This window comes from Neobacillus drentensis NBRC 102427 (genome assembly GCF_001591445.1).
GTDB lineage: Bacteria > Bacillota > Bacilli > Bacillales > Cytobacillaceae > Neobacillus > Neobacillus drentensis.
This window is the reverse complement of sequence record NZ_BCUX01000008.1, coordinates 170921-184810: the sequence shown is the minus strand read 5'-3', so window position 1 is coordinate 184810 and position 13890 is coordinate 170921. Positions and strand designations below refer to the sequence as shown.

17 protein-coding genes are annotated in these 13890 nt (G+C 37.2%); 9 read left to right on the top strand and 8 right to left on the bottom strand.

Translation table 11 applies throughout. The features are described 5' to 3' along the window. Positions 1 to 26 precede the first annotated feature (26 nt). On the bottom strand, positions 27 to 899 hold the full coding sequence (locus tag BDR01S_RS04755; protein WP_066252061.1) for an SDR family oxidoreductase: 873 nt from the start codon (positions 897 to 899) through the stop codon (positions 27 to 29). Positions 900 to 1013: 114 nt separating this feature from the next. Further along, a complete protein-coding gene (locus BDR01S_RS04750; protein ID WP_066252064.1) occupies positions 1014 to 1511 on the bottom strand; it encodes a YajQ family cyclic di-GMP-binding protein in 498 nt (165 codons plus the stop codon). 137 nt (positions 1512 to 1648) lie between these two features. Here BDR01S_RS04750 and BDR01S_RS04745 point away from each other — a divergent pair, with 137 nt between their 5' ends. Next, positions 1649 to 2512 (top strand): CvfB family protein, encoded by an 864-nt coding sequence (locus tag BDR01S_RS04745; RefSeq protein ID WP_066252066.1) that lies wholly within the window; start codon positions 1649 to 1651, stop codon positions 2510 to 2512. A gap of 66 nt (positions 2513 to 2578) precedes the next feature. Continuing rightward, positions 2579 to 2710, top strand: a complete 132-nt coding sequence (locus tag BDR01S_RS24750) for a DUF3941 domain-containing protein (RefSeq protein WP_081825501.1) — start codon at positions 2579 to 2581, stop codon at positions 2708 to 2710. A 43-nt stretch (positions 2711 to 2753) separates the two neighbouring features. Here the strand turns inward: BDR01S_RS24750 and BDR01S_RS04740 are convergent, their stop codons facing one another. Then, positions 2754 to 3620, bottom strand: coding sequence for a DegV family protein (locus tag BDR01S_RS04740; RefSeq protein ID WP_066252070.1), 867 nt, complete (start codon positions 3618 to 3620; stop codon positions 2754 to 2756). A 123-nt stretch (positions 3621 to 3743) separates the two neighbouring features. On the opposite strand from BDR01S_RS04740, the gene BDR01S_RS04735 reads away from it, so the two are divergent. Beyond that, complete coding sequence (locus BDR01S_RS04735) at positions 3744 to 4586, top strand: YitT family protein (RefSeq protein ID WP_066252075.1); 843 nt, start codon at positions 3744 to 3746, stop codon at positions 4584 to 4586. Positions 4587 to 4623: 37 nt separating this feature from the next. Here the strand turns inward: BDR01S_RS04735 and BDR01S_RS04730 are convergent, their stop codons facing one another. The 3 genes from BDR01S_RS04730 to BDR01S_RS04725 all read right to left on the bottom strand — a co-directional run bounded on the left by BDR01S_RS04730 (position 4624) and on the right by BDR01S_RS04725 (position 5890). Continuing rightward, positions 4624 to 4809 carry a DUF3813 domain-containing protein gene (locus BDR01S_RS04730; RefSeq protein ID WP_066252078.1) on the bottom strand — a complete coding sequence of 62 codons (186 nt, stop codon included), beginning with the start codon at positions 4807 to 4809 and terminating at the stop codon, positions 4624 to 4626. Between the two features lies 1 nt (position 4810). Next, positions 4811 to 4963 (bottom strand): hypothetical protein, encoded by a 153-nt coding sequence (locus BDR01S_RS25675; RefSeq protein WP_166258563.1) that lies wholly within the window; start codon positions 4961 to 4963, stop codon positions 4811 to 4813. 111 nt (positions 4964 to 5074) lie between these two features. Next, on the bottom strand, positions 5075 to 5890 hold the full coding sequence (locus BDR01S_RS04725) for a Cof-type HAD-IIB family hydrolase (protein ID WP_066252079.1): 816 nt from the start codon (positions 5888 to 5890) through the stop codon (positions 5075 to 5077). A 271-nt stretch (positions 5891 to 6161) separates the two neighbouring features. Between BDR01S_RS04725 and BDR01S_RS04720 the strand changes: the two genes are divergently transcribed. Then, positions 6162 to 6470, top strand: a complete 309-nt coding sequence (locus BDR01S_RS04720; RefSeq protein ID WP_066252081.1) for a metal-sulfur cluster assembly factor — start codon at positions 6162 to 6164, stop codon at positions 6468 to 6470. A gap of 216 nt (positions 6471 to 6686) precedes the next feature. Further along, the gene (locus BDR01S_RS04715) at positions 6687 to 7811 is read left to right on the top strand and encodes a TIGR04053 family radical SAM/SPASM domain-containing protein (protein ID WP_066252083.1); all 1125 of its coding nucleotides are present in this window, start codon (positions 6687 to 6689) and stop codon (positions 7809 to 7811) included. 89 nt (positions 7812 to 7900) lie between these two features. Here the strand turns inward: BDR01S_RS04715 and BDR01S_RS04710 are convergent, their stop codons facing one another. Further along, positions 7901 to 8593: a Crp/Fnr family transcriptional regulator gene (locus BDR01S_RS04710; protein WP_066252086.1), complete on the bottom strand. Its 693-nt coding sequence runs from the start codon at positions 8591 to 8593 to the stop codon at positions 7901 to 7903. Between the two features lie 365 nt (positions 8594 to 8958). Here BDR01S_RS04710 and moaA point away from each other — a divergent pair, with 365 nt between their 5' ends. After that, on the top strand, positions 8959 to 9975 hold the full coding sequence (gene moaA, locus BDR01S_RS04705; RefSeq protein ID WP_066252089.1) for a GTP 3',8-cyclase MoaA: 1017 nt from the start codon (positions 8959 to 8961) through the stop codon (positions 9973 to 9975). Positions 9976 to 10047: 72 nt separating this feature from the next. Here moaA and ric read toward each other — a convergent pair whose 3' ends face one another. Beyond that, on the bottom strand, positions 10048 to 10746 hold the full coding sequence (gene ric, locus BDR01S_RS04700; protein WP_066252091.1) for an iron-sulfur cluster repair di-iron protein: 699 nt from the start codon (positions 10744 to 10746) through the stop codon (positions 10048 to 10050). A 236-nt stretch (positions 10747 to 10982) separates the two neighbouring features. Here ric and BDR01S_RS04695 point away from each other — a divergent pair, with 236 nt between their 5' ends. The 3 genes from BDR01S_RS04695 (at position 10983) to BDR01S_RS04685 (ending at position 13839) form a co-directional block, all read left to right on the top strand. Continuing rightward, a complete protein-coding gene (locus tag BDR01S_RS04695; protein WP_066252094.1) occupies positions 10983 to 12248 on the top strand; it encodes a molybdopterin molybdotransferase MoeA in 1266 nt (421 codons plus the stop codon). After that, positions 12236 to 12775, top strand: a complete 540-nt coding sequence (gene mobB, locus BDR01S_RS04690) for a molybdopterin-guanine dinucleotide biosynthesis protein B (RefSeq protein WP_066252097.1) — start codon at positions 12236 to 12238, stop codon at positions 12773 to 12775. Before BDR01S_RS04695 ends, mobB begins: the two co-directional genes overlap by 13 nt. 335 nt (positions 12776 to 13110) lie before the next feature. Beyond that, positions 13111 to 13839, top strand: a complete 729-nt coding sequence (locus tag BDR01S_RS04685) for a YwiC-like family protein (protein WP_066252099.1) — start codon at positions 13111 to 13113, stop codon at positions 13837 to 13839. Positions 13840 to 13890 lie beyond the last annotated feature (51 nt).

Here is a 13890-nt window from a genome sequence, read left to right as displayed (position 1 = left end):
AAGTCGGGGAGATTCCCCGACTTTTTTTATCCATTAACAATCTCCCCGCCATTAACATGAATCATTTGCCCGCTAACATAGGATGAGTCATCTGAAGCCAGGTAAACATAGCTCGCGGCCAGTTCATAGGGTTGGCCAGCTCTACCCATTGGGGTGCTTGACCCAAAAACAGCAACTTGATCAGCCGGGAAAGTCGATGGAATGAGCGGTGTCCAAATCGGACCCGGGGCTACACCGTTCACACGAATCCCTTGAGGTGCGAGCGACATTGCCAATGAGCGGGTAAAGGAAACCACCGCACCTTTTGTTGCAGAGTAATCCAATAATTGTTCATTCCCCTTATAAGCAGTAATCGAGGAAGTATTTATGATGGATGCACCCTGTTTTAAAAAAGGCAGGGCCATTTTCGTCATATAAAAAAAGGAGAATATATTGGTGCGGAATGTTTTTTCCAATTGTTGTGAAGTAATCGATAATAAGCTTTTTTGCGGATGCTGCTCCGCGGCGTTATTGACAAGGATATCTAACCTGCCAAATTCAGAATGAATCTTATTGACAGTCTCTTTACAAAAATCTTCATTGCCAATGTCGCCTGAATATAAAAGACATCTTCGACCTTCGGCTTCGATCAATTGCTTAGTTTCTTCTGCATCTTGATGCTCTTCTAAATAGACAATTGCTACGTCTGCCCCTTCTTTGGCAAAATAAATCGCAACAGATTTGCCGATCCCGCTGTCGCCTCCAGTAATAATCGCTGTTTTACCAGTTAATTTTCCCCCTGGTTTATAATTAGGGTCTACTGAGATCGGACGAGGATTCATTTCACTTTCTATTCCTGGCTGATGGTTCTGATGCTGAGGTGGAAAGGTTGGCTTTTGTTGCTTTTGATTGTTACTCATTTACTAAAACCTCCAAGTGTTTACTCTCTAATAGTTTTAGATAAATGGTTCAAATTATGAAAAATAAAGATAATAAAAAAGCGAAAGGATTAAAAATCCTTCCGCCAAGTCCTTTTACCGATAATTAATAAATTGGACATCAACCGTTAAGTCAGCTTCACGCACTAGTGAGATTATTTTTTGTAAATCATCGCGGTTCTTCCCTGTCACACGGACTTGGTCATCTTGGACCTGACTTTTTACTTTGACGCCGCTGTTTTTAATAATGGTATTGATTTTTTTTGCATTTTCTTTATCAATACCTTGAACCAATTTAGCTCTTTGACGAACCGTTCCACCCGATGCCTTTTCAACTTTCCCGTAGTCAAGATTTCTAACCGGAACGCTTCGTTTCATTAATTTGCTAAATAAAACGTCTTTCAGCTGATCCATTTTATATTCATCATCTGAAATAAGAACCAGCTCTTCTTTTTCTTTATCAAGTGAGACTTCACTTTTACTGCCCTTAAAGTCATAGCGCGTACCAATTTCCTTCATTGTTTGGGCAATCGCATTTGAAACTTCAGATAAATCGACCTGAGAAACAATATCAAATGAGCTATCTTTTGACATAAACAAACCTCCATTTTATAACTATATATTGAAACAAAACCTGCTAAAGTTTCCCTTTATGGGTACATTATAGTAAAATATAGCAGTTGTAACAACCGCTTAGGAAAATTCTCCGAAAAAGAAAGAAGGAGTTATATATGTCTTTAAATGAACTTATCGGTCAAACGACCACATTAACAGTAGCCCGCAAGGCTTCATTTGGCTATTTTTTAACGGACGGAAATGAAGATGTTCTGCTGCATACAAATCAAGCCAACCAAGAATTAGAAGTAGAAGATCAAGTTGAAGTGTTTCTTTATGTTGATTCAGAAGGTCGAATCTCTGCATCAACTACGACTCCAGAGGTAGCAATTGGACGCTATGCTTGGGTTAAAGCAACAGACGTAAATCCGAGAATTGGCGTTTTTATAAATATTGGCCTTCCAAAGGATATTCTGTTAGGAATCGATGATTTGCCTGTGCATAAGTCAGTATGGCCGAAGCCAGGAGATTTAGTCTATATTACTTTAAAGCTTAGCAGTACTTATCTTCTTTACGCGAAGCTGGCCAGTGACCAGGTGATTGAATCCATATCCGTGAAAGCAACAAGAGAAAACTTTAATAAAAATGTGCAGGGCCATATTTATCGTACAGCTAAAGTAGGCAGTTGGATTTATACAATAGAAGGCTTCAAAGGGTTTATTCATGAATCACAAAGACTGGAAGAGCCTCGTATAGGTCAAAAGGTTGAGGGACGGATTATTGACGTTAAGGAAGACGGAACGATTAACGTTTCTTTATTAGCAAGGAAAGAGGAATCGCAGGATCTAGATTCAGAACGGATATATGAATATCTAATGAGCAGAAATGGTGCCATGCCATATAACGATAAAAGCATGCCTGAAGATATAAAAGATCGTTTCGATTTGAGTAAAGGTGCCTTCAAACGTGCACTTGGAAAGCTTATGAAAGAGGGCAGGGTGTACCAAGAGGGCAACTGGACATATGTGAAGAAAGATTAAGGTATTTTACATACTCTTTTCAAATTGACAGAAACTAAAGTGAATCTATTTGAAAGGGGTAAGCTTATGCCACACACATCAGACAACGATAAAAAAGCAAAAGACAACAATGCCCTTCGCCATGAAAAGAATATGATGCGCGAAAAAAATCGTCAAGCTGGAAAAAATCAATATTCCAAGAAGACAGACCATAAATAGATGAATGAAAAATGAGTGCGGTGTTTAAACCTCACTCATTTTTTTAATTTGAAGATGGTATTTCATTTAAAAAGAAAATTGCGATAGTTCCTGCACCTGTGTGTGACCCAACGGTAGAACCAATTGAAGTAATGAATACTTCTTTAGGGTGGAATTCTTCTTCAATCATGGATTTCATTTCTAAGGTGGTTTCTTCACAATCGGCTTGGCTAATCCCAATCACTTGGTCTTCCATATTTGCCCCGCGTTCCTTCATGATTTCGATGATACGCCGCATTACTTTTTTCTTCCCGCGTATCTTTTCAATGGGGACAAGTTTCCCGTCTTCCACATTTAAGATGGGCTTAATATTCAATAATCCGCCTAAGAAAGCAGAGGCTTTCGAAACGCGGCCACCCTTTGCTAAATAATCTAAATCTTCAACAGTAAAAAGATGTTCCATGTGTTGGCTTCTAAACAGAACATCTTCTAAGATTTTTTCTTTACCAACACTTTTCAAAGCGAGAGCTGCTGCTTCTTTAACCACAAGACCAAATCCAAGAGATGCACATTTGGTATCGACAATTGTTAAATTAAAATCTGGATATTTTTCCTTCACTTGCTCAAGAATCATAACAGCGGTAGAATATGTACCAGATAACTCGGAAGAAAAAGCTATGTATATCCCGTCTTCATTTTTTTCTGCCATTTCAGTAAATATTTCCTCAAACAAATGTGGAGATACCTGAGAGGTTTTTGGAACAATCCCAGTTCGGATTGCTTCATAAACGGTGTGTGGAGCAATTGTTTTTACATCTTCATATTCTTTGCCGTTAATCTCAACTTTTAAAGGAAATAAAGTGACATGATTCTCGTCATAAAAACTTTTTGGTAAATCGCATGCGCTATCAGCCAGTATTCTTACCTGCATGAAGCTCACCTGCTTTCAAGCTAATTTATAGTTTCAGTTTATCGGTTTCAAGCTAAAAATACAATTATCATTCACTACAAAAGTATAAAACGTTTCCCAATTTCACATAAAGGAGAAATTAACATGATATGGCTCCAGATGAAAAAACTGGCGGTGGTGGCAGCTGGGTCATTGTTAGGTGCACTAGCGATGAACTTATTTTTAATTCCAGCAAATATTTATTCAAGTGGATTTACGGGAATAGCACAACTTCTTTCAAAGGTGTTAGGTGACTATACTCCCATCCAAGTTTCATTAGGTTTCTTATTATTTTTATTGAATATTCCTGTGGCTATACTGGGCTGGAAAAAAGTAGGGAAATCATTTACCGTCTATAGCTTTATAAGTGTTGCCTTGACCTCACTATTTTTGACACTCATTCCGATAAAACAAGTTTCAGGAGACATCCTTCTTAATGCTGTTTTTGGTGGTGTTATCCAAGCCGTTGGTGTCGGGATTACGTTAAAATGGGGAGCCTCAACAGGTGGTGTTGATATCATTGCCATGGTTTTATCGAGAATGAAAGACAAGCCAATTGGACCCTATATGTTGGTTATAAATGGGGTGATTATAATAACAGCAGGATTTTTGTATGGCTGGGAAAAAGCCCTTTATACGCTTGTAACATTATATACTTCAACAAGAGTGATTGATGCTATTCATACTAGACATGCAAAACTCACGGCCATGATTATTACCAAAAAGACGGACGAAATGAAAAAGGCTATCCAGGAGAGACTAGTGCGAGGGATAACGATCCTTCCTGCAAAAGGGGCTTTTTCAAACGAAGCAAGAGAAATGTTAATGGTGGTAATTACCCGCTATGAACTTTATGATTTAGAAAGAATCCTAAAAGAAGTCGATCCAAAGGCGTTTACAAATATCATTCAAACGACAAATATCTATGGATTTTTTCGAAAAGAGTAGAAAAGCGGAAGCGCCTTGGCGCCTCCGCTTTTCTGTTTTAAGTTATCTGTTCAAGCTCTTGTTGCATTTGTTGGAGCTGTGCTTGCTCTGCTACAGTCGAATTTGCATAAGCAGAACTTAATGCATTTTTAGCTTTCGCAACAGCAGAATCACTTTCAGCTGGGTTGGCAGACTTCGCCATTTCAACAAATCTTCGTGCTTCTTGGAACAATTGGTTTCCCATGTTATATTCCTCCAAGCGAGGATTCTTGCACATTGGCCATCTTCTGAGCTTCTGCTTCAGCGTAGGTCATGTGATAAGGAATACGTTCCGCGTGCTTGCTGACCGTATCTACTCCTTGCTGGACAAAGCGTTTTGATTTGTTTCGTTTACCCATTCGAATCCCTCCAATATGCTCATAGCTCAAATTGAAACAGCAACGCTGCCTCAAAAAATAGTATGTACCAAAAGAGGTAGGTTCATTTAGGTAAACAATGGTGAAAGACTGTTAATAATTTATCTTTAACAAATCTGCCAAATATTGAGCAACACCATCTTCTTCGTTGCTCAAAGTAACGTCATTAGCAATATTTTTCACCTTTTCAATTGCATTACCCATCGCAATACCATGCCCGGCATACTCAAGCATTTCTAGATCGTTGTCTTCATCTCCAAAGGCAACAACCCTATCCGAAGGAATACCATAAAAATCAGAAGCCTTTTTTAACCCAACGGCCTTATTTAAACCAACCTTAATAATTTCAATCACATGCCAAGGTGCGGCCCAACTGCGATGATCAATCACTTCTGCATGAACAGCCGATAAATGATCACGGATTGTTTTTAATTGATCCTCCTCCGTATGGATTAACAAACTAGTGGGCGAATCATTCAAATAATTTGCTAAATCACCTGTAGTGATTTTTGGATTTCCAAAGTTAAAAATATCTAAAAGCTTCTCATCATGGTAATGGAAATAAACATCATCAATTACTTCGGCAATAATGTTATGGAAGTGAAAACTTCTGCATGCTTCAACAATTTCTTTTGCTACCTTCACATCCAGGGGTTCATGATAAAATCCCCAATCAGGATTTCGAGGATGATGCATAAAGGCTCCGTTGAAATTGACAATAGGTGTGTCCAAATCCAATTCCCGATAATACATCTCACTGGAACGATAAGGTCTTCCTGTTGCAATCATTACGATATGACCTTGTTCTCTTGCTTTTTTTAAAATGCCCTTTGTTCTTAAAGAAATCGTTTTATCATCTTTTAATAATGTCCCATCTAAATCTAATGCAATTAAATGTCTATCTGTCATAAATACTCCTTCTAATCATAATTTTCAGCGTTAATAAAGATGATCGTCTTAGGAAAGAATTAATATATATGTTACACTGCGAATACAAATGAAAAATTATTATTTCTATATTCACTATGTTAACAATTTTATATCTAAACTGTAAAAAAATTCACACCAAAAGGTATAAAAAAACTATATACTTTTTTAAACGAAGTCTCAATCTAGAAAGAAAGACTTACATATTTGCTATAATAAATTGGGACAAAGAAATTTAAGGAGTGGATTGAATATGAATGAAGAATTAAAAGAAAATATTATGGGTGCTTTAGAGTTAGTTATTGACCCTGAACTAGGTGTAGATATTGTAAACTTAGGTTTAGTATATAATGCTGAAATGGATGATGAAGGGAATGTAACCATTACGATGACATTAACTTCTATGGGCTGCCCGCTGGCAGGTACGATTGTGGATCAAGTTAAGCGAGCATTGGCTGATATTCCGGAAGTTAAAGGCGTAGAAGTGAATATTGTTTTCAATCCTCCTTGGACTAAAGAAATGATGTCACGCTATGCAAAGATTGCCTTAGGAATTCGTTAAGCTAAAATTAAAGGTTATTCCAGTAATATATCGATTTATTTACCATTTTTAAAAACAGCAGAATTTCTGCTGTTTTTTATTTTTTTCTTCACGATTCAGACATATCTGGCTGACAGGATGTGAGATAGTTCACTTTTTTCGAACATAAACACCTTTATAATACAAATTAATAAGGCTGTTGAATTCTCAGATAGCCGTTATTAGGAGGCGTTTCATATGGCTATTAGCCGTGATTTTAATAAAGACCCTTTTATCGTAATTTGGGAACTCACTAGAGCTTGTCAATTAAAGTGCTTGCATTGCCGTGCGGATGCACAGTATAAAAGGGACCCACGTGAACTATCTTTTGAAGAAGGCAAAAATCTAATAGATCAAATATATGAAATGAACAATCCAATGCTTGTTTTTACAGGCGGGGATCCATTAATGAGAGAAGATGTTTTTGATATTGCGAAATATGCAGTTGAAAAAGGTGTACGGGTATCAATGACCCCAAGTGCGACACCAAATGTAACAAAAGAAGCCATTGAGAAGGCTAAAGAAGTAGGCCTCGCTCGGTGGGCATTTAGTATTGACGGTCCAACGGCTGAGATTCATGACCATTTTAGAGGCACAGCTGGATCATTTGATCTTACCATGGAAAAAATACAATATTTGCATGAAGTTGGATTACCGATTCAGATTAACACGGTTATTTCACGTTATAATATTGAATACCTTGATGAGATGGCAAAAATGGTTGAATCTTTAGGGTGTGTATTATGGAGTGTCTTCTTCCTTGTTCCAACAGGAAGAGGTCAAGAATCCGATATGATTTCTCCGGTCCAACATGAAAAAGTATTCAGATGGCTTTATGATTTAAGCAAGCGTGTATCCTTTGATATTAAAACAACTGAAGCAATGCACTACCGCCGGGTTGTGATTCAGCAAAAAATGCGTGAAGCGAAGGAAACATCAGAAGAAATCGAGTATCTAAGTGCATTAACAGAAAAAGGATTAACAGGATCTATTGATGGGCTAGGACGTGCACCAAAAGGCGTTAATGATGGTAATGGTTTTGTGTTCATTTCTCATATTGGGGATGTATATCCAAGCGGACTCTTACCAGTTAAAGCGGGTAATATCCGTGAAACGCCATTAGCAGAAATTTACCGTGAATCACCGATATTCCAAGCGCTTAGAAATCCTGACCTCTTTAAGGGGAAATGCGGTGTCTGTGAATTCCGGTACGTTTGTGGGGGATCCAGGTCTAGAGCATATGCAATGACAGGAGATTATCTGGAAAGCGAGCCTTTCTGCGTTTATATACCTAAATCATTAAGAGAAAAGCAAGCTCAGTAAAAAGCGATAAAACAAGGCTGCCTCCTGATTAGGAGACAGCCTTATGTTTAAAAAATAAAAGACCTTAAATAAAAGGATGGCTGCCCATCCTATTCAATGCTGCAATAGATTGCAGAACAATTTTCACAGTCGATTTCATTTTTTAAGTATTGTAAATCTAAAATTGAAATCTTACCTTTTTTAACTGAAATAATGTTATCTTTCTTTAACTCACTAAGAATACGGTTTGTACTCTCACGGGAAGTACCGCAGAAATTGGCAAGTTCTTGGTTGGTTAAAGGAAGATCAATTAAGATTTCATTACCTTTTTGAACACCATAACTATTCGACATTCGGATAAGAGTTGAAAAGAGGGCCCCCCGTTTTCCATTTAAGACGAGGTCACGAAATTTTGTTTGTGTTTTACGGAAATGGTCACTCATCCATTTCATAAATTCAAAGGCAAGCTTACTATTTTGGAATATTTCACTTTCAATGATATCTTTTTTTATGGCAACGATTTCCCCTTCCTCAAGAACCATTGCACTTAATAAATATCTTGGGTTATCCGTAAAAAGGGTTAATTCTCCGCAAATATCATTTTCCCCGCAGATTCTTAATGAAAGTTCACGTCCATCTGATGTAATTTTACTGATTTGAATTTTGCCGGAAATAATAATGTAAAGTTCATCTGCGAGCATTCCTTCTTGAAATAAAAAGGTTCCTCTTTCACTTTTAAATTTCCGGTCTGCAAATTTAAGCAATTCTTTTATTTCAATTGAATGAGTTGATTTCATTGTCATTGTAATCGGATTCACCTCTATAATTCATATTCTCAACTATCATATTATCATCGTGTTCATTTTAGTTTGTTAGTATTATTCTATCTTATAGGGAAGCCATAAAAAGAAGTAAACAATGACAATATAGTGAAAACTCATATGAAATAATAAACCTGGAGCATAAATCAGCAGGCTAGTTAAAATAATCAAAAAATAAATAACAGGAAGGATATTTCCAAAACAGTTATTTATTGAATGGGAAACATCTGCTAAGATAAGAATGGTATTAAAAAGTATTGTAATAGTGAATAAAGTAACAGTCTTTTTAACTAAAGACTGGTACACTTAATATAATTAGGTTCCTTAAAATAATGGAGTTGATATTAATGGAAAAAACCATTATTAAAGATAAATTAAATAGACCATTACATGACTTAAGAATTTCTGTGATTGATCGGTGTAATTTCCGTTGCCAATACTGTATGCCGGCAGATCAATTTGGTCCTGATTTTGAGTTTCTTCCCAAAGGTGCTTTGCTGACTTATGAAGAGATAGAGCGCCTCGCAAAAATATTTGTTAGTTTAGGTGTGGAAAAAATTCGCTTAACCGGAGGAGAGCCGCTTCTTCGTAGAGATATGCCTATTCTTGTTAAAAAGCTGTCAGCGATTGAAGGCTTACTTGATATCGGTTTAACGACGAATGGTGTGCTTCTGCCGAAATTTGCAAAAGATTTAAAGGAAGCTGGCCTCAAAAGGGTAAATGTCAGTCTTGATACATTAAATGATGAGTTGTTTGGGAAAATCAATGGACGTGGGGTTGGAACTGGACCTGTTTTAGAAGGCATTGAAGCTGCGAAACAGGCAGGTCTTGGGGTTAAAATTAATATGGTTGTCAAAAAAGGCCTCAATGACTCTGAAATAATTCCAATGGCAGAGTATTGCAAAGCGAACAGCCTAGAGCTTCGCTATATTGAATTCATGGATGTAGGTTCAACCAATGGCTGGAAAATGGATGATGTTATTACTAAAAAACAGATATATTATTTATTAAAGGAACAATTTGAACTTGAACCAGTGGACCCTGCCTATTACGGTGAAGTAGCAAAACTATACCGTTATAAAGATAAAGATGTGAATGTAGGATTTATTACATCTGTTTCTGAATCGTTTTGCTCAAGCTGCACACGGTCGCGGCTTTCGGCGAATGGTCAAATTTTTACTTGTTTATTTAATGGGAATGGACATGATATCCGCAACTTCATGAGAAACGGTGCTTCCGATGAAGAAATCCGTGAACGTGTGAGCGCAATATGGAATGGCCGAGATGACAGATATTCAGACGAAAGAACAGCTGAAACACACAAAAACCGTAAAAAAATCGAAATGTCGTATATTGGTGGTTAACCTTTCTTCCATGAAGAGAGGTTTTTTTTGTAGAAAGAAACAGCCCGCTTTAAGAAAAGCGGGCTGTTGATTTTATAAAAGATATCTAGGAAATAGGATGTTATTTTCAAGATGTACATGCATAAAGGTTAATCCCTCTAGTGCCTCTAAGCGAGCATATACTAAGCGGTACGTACCACAAGCATCAAGAGGAAGTGTATAGTCAGAAGTTACGGCACGAATCTCTCTTAATATTTCACCTGCGTGGTCATGCTCCTTTTCTAAATCAACAATCATCGCAATCGCTTCTTCACGATTTTCTACCGTTCCATCAGCAAGCTGTTTAATCAGCGGGAATACTACTGCTTCCTCTTTCGCCATATGCTCCATCAATTCTTTTTTGAATTCATAGAAAAGCTCATAAACCTTTAGTAACTCAGGATGGTTATCGCCATGGACACGTGAAACTTTTGTTACATAGGGACTTAACGTGGTAAGTTCCTCTTCAGACACACGATGGTAATTTGAAATAACATGATCAATAATGGTTGTAGAATCAGAGTTCGTCCAAACCTCAACATCTTTCTCAGTGTTTTCATATTTTTCAAAGACAACTTTTAATTCATCTAATAAAGTATCCAAGTTAAGATTATTTTGAGCAACCGCTTCTGTTAGTGGGATATTACCACCGCAGCAAAAATCGATCCGGTTCTTTTTGAAAACATCACTTGTTTTAGGTAATTCGTTAACGATATCTTTAACTAATGAATTTGCTGTAATTGTGAAAGTCATATTTATTTCCTCCCTAAGTGCAAGATTAAATCTAACCTAAGAATAAAGTATAATGGAAAAAACTTAGGTGACCTGCATCACACATTCGATATGATTTTCTTTTTATTGCAGAATTCTTTTATTTTGTGACATTTGATATGTCAGTTGGTTTTTAATAAGCTTATAATGTTGATAGTCGATGACAATTAGTACATAACACAATGGATAGATATTTGTTGAAGGCAGGAGTGATTATATTGTTCGAAAGAAGAAAACCAATACCCATTGGTGAAGCGGTTAAAAGAATAATGGAATATCAATTACTTGGTGTAACTGAACAAGTCCCAATAAATGAAAGCTACGGCCGTTTTTTATCCGAGGATTTGATCGCAACTAGCGATGTCCCGCATTTTGATCGTGCACCGTATGATGGCTTTGCTGTTAGGTCAATTGATACTCGTGAGGCTGCGCTAACTAATGCAGTTGAATTTGAAGTGGTTGATCACATTGGAGCAGGAATGGTATCCACCAAATTAATTGGAGAGCATCAAGCGGTTAGAATTATGACGGGTGCAATGATGCCGGAGGGTACAGATGCTGTTGTTATGTTTGAGGTGGCTAAGGCTTACGAAAAGAATGGTATTCCATATATGTCGATTAAACGCAGCTTTAAAAAGGGTGATAACGTTTCGTATAGTGGTGAAGATGCCAAACAAGGTGAAATTTTGGTGAAAAAAGGTACATTGATAAACCCTGGAATTCAAGCCATGCTTGCTACGTTTGGATATGAACGAGTCCCTGTTGCAAAAAAACCGCATGTTGGTTTATTTGCAACAGGGACTGAGCTTTTAGAAGTAAATGAAGCCCTTGTACCCGGAAAAATTCGAAACAGTAATTCACATATGATTGCTGCTCAAATCGAAAGAACGGGAGGAATTGTGCACTATTTCGGGAAGCTTCCAGATGATTTCGACACTTGCTTTGAAGCCGTCCAAAATGCACTCAACGAAGTAGACCTGTTAATTACCACTGGCGGGGTATCCGTGGGAGATTTTGATTATCTTCCGGCTATTTATGAAAAGCTTGGAGCAGAGGTATTCTTTAATAAAGTTGCGATGCGCCCTGGAAGTGTTACGACGGTTGCACAGTATAATGGGAAACTTCTCTTTGGATTATCGGGTAATCCATCTGCTTGTTATGTTGGCTTTGAATTGTTTGCGCGTCCAATTATCCGTAGGATGCTTTTCTCAGAAAAACCGCACCTTCGTAAAGAACAAGCTCTTCTGGAAGTTGATTTTCCTAAAGCAAATCCGTTTACAAGGTTTGTCCGAAGTTCAACGTTTATTGATGCAGGAAGACTAAAGGCGACACCAAGTGGACTCGACAAGTCTAACATAATTATGAGCCTCTCTGGAGCTAATTCGCTAATGATACTTCCAGGTGGAACTAGAGGTTTTACAGCCGGATGTGAAGTGGAGATCCTCTTGCTTGAAGACCAGGTCGGCAGTGAGTGGCCGTGGTAAAGCCTGTCATCTTTCAAGTGGTTGGTTATCAAAATAGTGGAAAAACCACAATCACATCCAAACTGATTAATGACCTAGTAAAAAAAGGGCTAAAGACAGTTACGATTAAGCATCACGGACATGGTGGCAAGCTTGCAGCACTTCCGCAGAAAGATACAGAAAAACATCTAAATGCGGGGGCGCTCGCCTCGATTGTTGAAGGAGAAGGAAGTTTAATTTTACAAGCTGATAATTTCTTTCCATCACTAGAGGAACAAATCGAGTTGATGAAATTCTTTCATCCAGATATTATATTAATCGAAGGCTATAAGCAAAAGCCCTATCCAAAATTACTGTTAGTAAGGGATGAAAGTGACCTCTCATTGCTAAATACTGTAAGTAATGTTTTGGGGATTTTGTATTGGAAGGAAGAAATGCAAAGGCAAATCGCCTCAAGAATCAATGTTCCCAGCTTTCAAATCGATGATGCAGGTGCATTAATCTGGACCGAGCACTTACTTCAGGAACTTGTTCATAAAATTGATTAAAAAAGTTAATAAAATTGTCAAATCTGTTACTTTTATCACAGCCTATACTATGGATATACTTTACAATACTAATTAGGGGATATATTGTTTGTTAAAATAGAATCATGGGTTTTTAATGTAACTACAGCAATCACTCATCAGTTAACCGACCTAGAGATGAACGAAGTTACCTTGTAGATGATCTGGAATTGTTGTATTTGCATTTAAACCTATACAAAATTGTCACAAAAAGAAGGCGATGCCCTTCTTTTTTGCTTTAATTTGTGATGTATTTCACTTATTTTTCCGCTTAGCTAGCTTATATTTAGGTTAGGCAAGGAAAAGGAGTGAACATGATGAAGTTATTTTTACCGAAACAACATGGTGCATGGGCAATGCTAATCATCCCGTTTTGGCTTGGTGTCATTGAAGGCGGGTTTATGTGGAAGCATATCCCATTTTTCATGGGTTGGCTCTTATTGTACTTAGCAACCTATCCGATGCTTCTTTTATTTAAAAGGAAAAAACTTCAGTACTATACAAAATGGACACTTGTATATATGATTCCAGCCCTATTACTTTTACTTATTCCACTTCTGGAAAGACCAACCATTATTTATTTCGGTCTACTAATGATTCCGTTTTTTATGATAAATGCTTACTTTACTTCCAAAAATCAAGATCGTGCTTTTATGAATGATATATCTGCTATTTTTGCTTTTTCGGTAGTTGGCCTCGCAAGCAGTTATTTAGGGCATGGTGTGATGAACATCGAGACTCTTGTATTCACTTTTTTAACTTCGATCCTGTTTTTTGTGGGCTGTACTTTTTATGTCAAGTCAATGATTAGGGAAAAGAAGAATATCCAATTTAAATGGATTTCATGGATTTACCATCTTCTGATAGTAGCAGTGTGGTTCGGGGTTGGCTATTGGATGGTTGCAATCGCATTAATCCCAAGTCTTTTGAGAGCTATTATTTTTTACGGAAGACCATTTTCGCCTAAACATATTGGCATTTACGAAATCATTAATTCAGCTATATTCTTTATAATTATGGCGATTCAAATACTCTTACTAAAATAAAAAATCGGTCAATATGACCGATTTTTTTGCATTATATTAAATTGTTTGCAA

What these genes read in the sequence shown, in the direction of transcription:
- BDR01S_RS04755 (WP_066252061.1), bottom strand. Translation starts at nt 899, where the DNA reads ATGAGTAACAATCAAAAGCAACAAAAGCCAACCTTTCCACCTCAGCAT.
- BDR01S_RS04750 (WP_066252064.1), bottom strand. Translation starts at nt 1,511, where the DNA reads ATGTCAAAAGATAGCTCATTTGATATTGTTTCTCAGGTCGATTTATCT.
- BDR01S_RS04745 (WP_066252066.1), top strand. Translation starts at nt 1,649, where the DNA reads ATGTCTTTAAATGAACTTATCGGTCAAACGACCACATTAACAGTAGCC.
- BDR01S_RS24750 (WP_081825501.1), top strand. Translation starts at nt 2,579, where the DNA reads ATGCCACACACATCAGACAACGATAAAAAAGCAAAAGACAACAATGCC.
- BDR01S_RS04740 (WP_066252070.1), bottom strand. Translation starts at nt 3,620, where the DNA reads ATGCAGGTAAGAATACTGGCTGATAGCGCATGCGATTTACCAAAAAGT.
- BDR01S_RS04735 (WP_066252075.1), top strand. Translation starts at nt 3,744, where the DNA reads ATGATATGGCTCCAGATGAAAAAACTGGCGGTGGTGGCAGCTGGGTCA.
- BDR01S_RS04730 (WP_066252078.1), bottom strand. Translation starts at nt 4,809, where the DNA reads ATGGGAAACCAATTGTTCCAAGAAGCACGAAGATTTGTTGAAATGGCG.
- BDR01S_RS25675 (WP_166258563.1), bottom strand. Translation starts at nt 4,963, where the DNA reads ATGGGTAAACGAAACAAATCAAAACGCTTTGTCCAGCAAGGAGTAGAT.
- BDR01S_RS04725 (WP_066252079.1), bottom strand. Translation starts at nt 5,890, where the DNA reads ATGACAGATAGACATTTAATTGCATTAGATTTAGATGGGACATTATTA.
- BDR01S_RS04720 (WP_066252081.1), top strand. Translation starts at nt 6,162, where the DNA reads ATGAATGAAGAATTAAAAGAAAATATTATGGGTGCTTTAGAGTTAGTT.
- BDR01S_RS04715 (WP_066252083.1), top strand. Translation starts at nt 6,687, where the DNA reads ATGGCTATTAGCCGTGATTTTAATAAAGACCCTTTTATCGTAATTTGG.
- BDR01S_RS04710 (WP_066252086.1), bottom strand. Translation starts at nt 8,593, where the DNA reads ATGACAATGAAATCAACTCATTCAATTGAAATAAAAGAATTGCTTAAA.
- moaA (WP_066252089.1), top strand. Translation starts at nt 8,959, where the DNA reads ATGGAAAAAACCATTATTAAAGATAAATTAAATAGACCATTACATGAC.
- ric (WP_066252091.1), bottom strand. Translation starts at nt 10,746, where the DNA reads ATGACTTTCACAATTACAGCAAATTCATTAGTTAAAGATATCGTTAAC.
- BDR01S_RS04685 (WP_066252099.1), top strand. Translation starts at nt 13,111, where the DNA reads ATGAAGTTATTTTTACCGAAACAACATGGTGCATGGGCAATGCTAATC.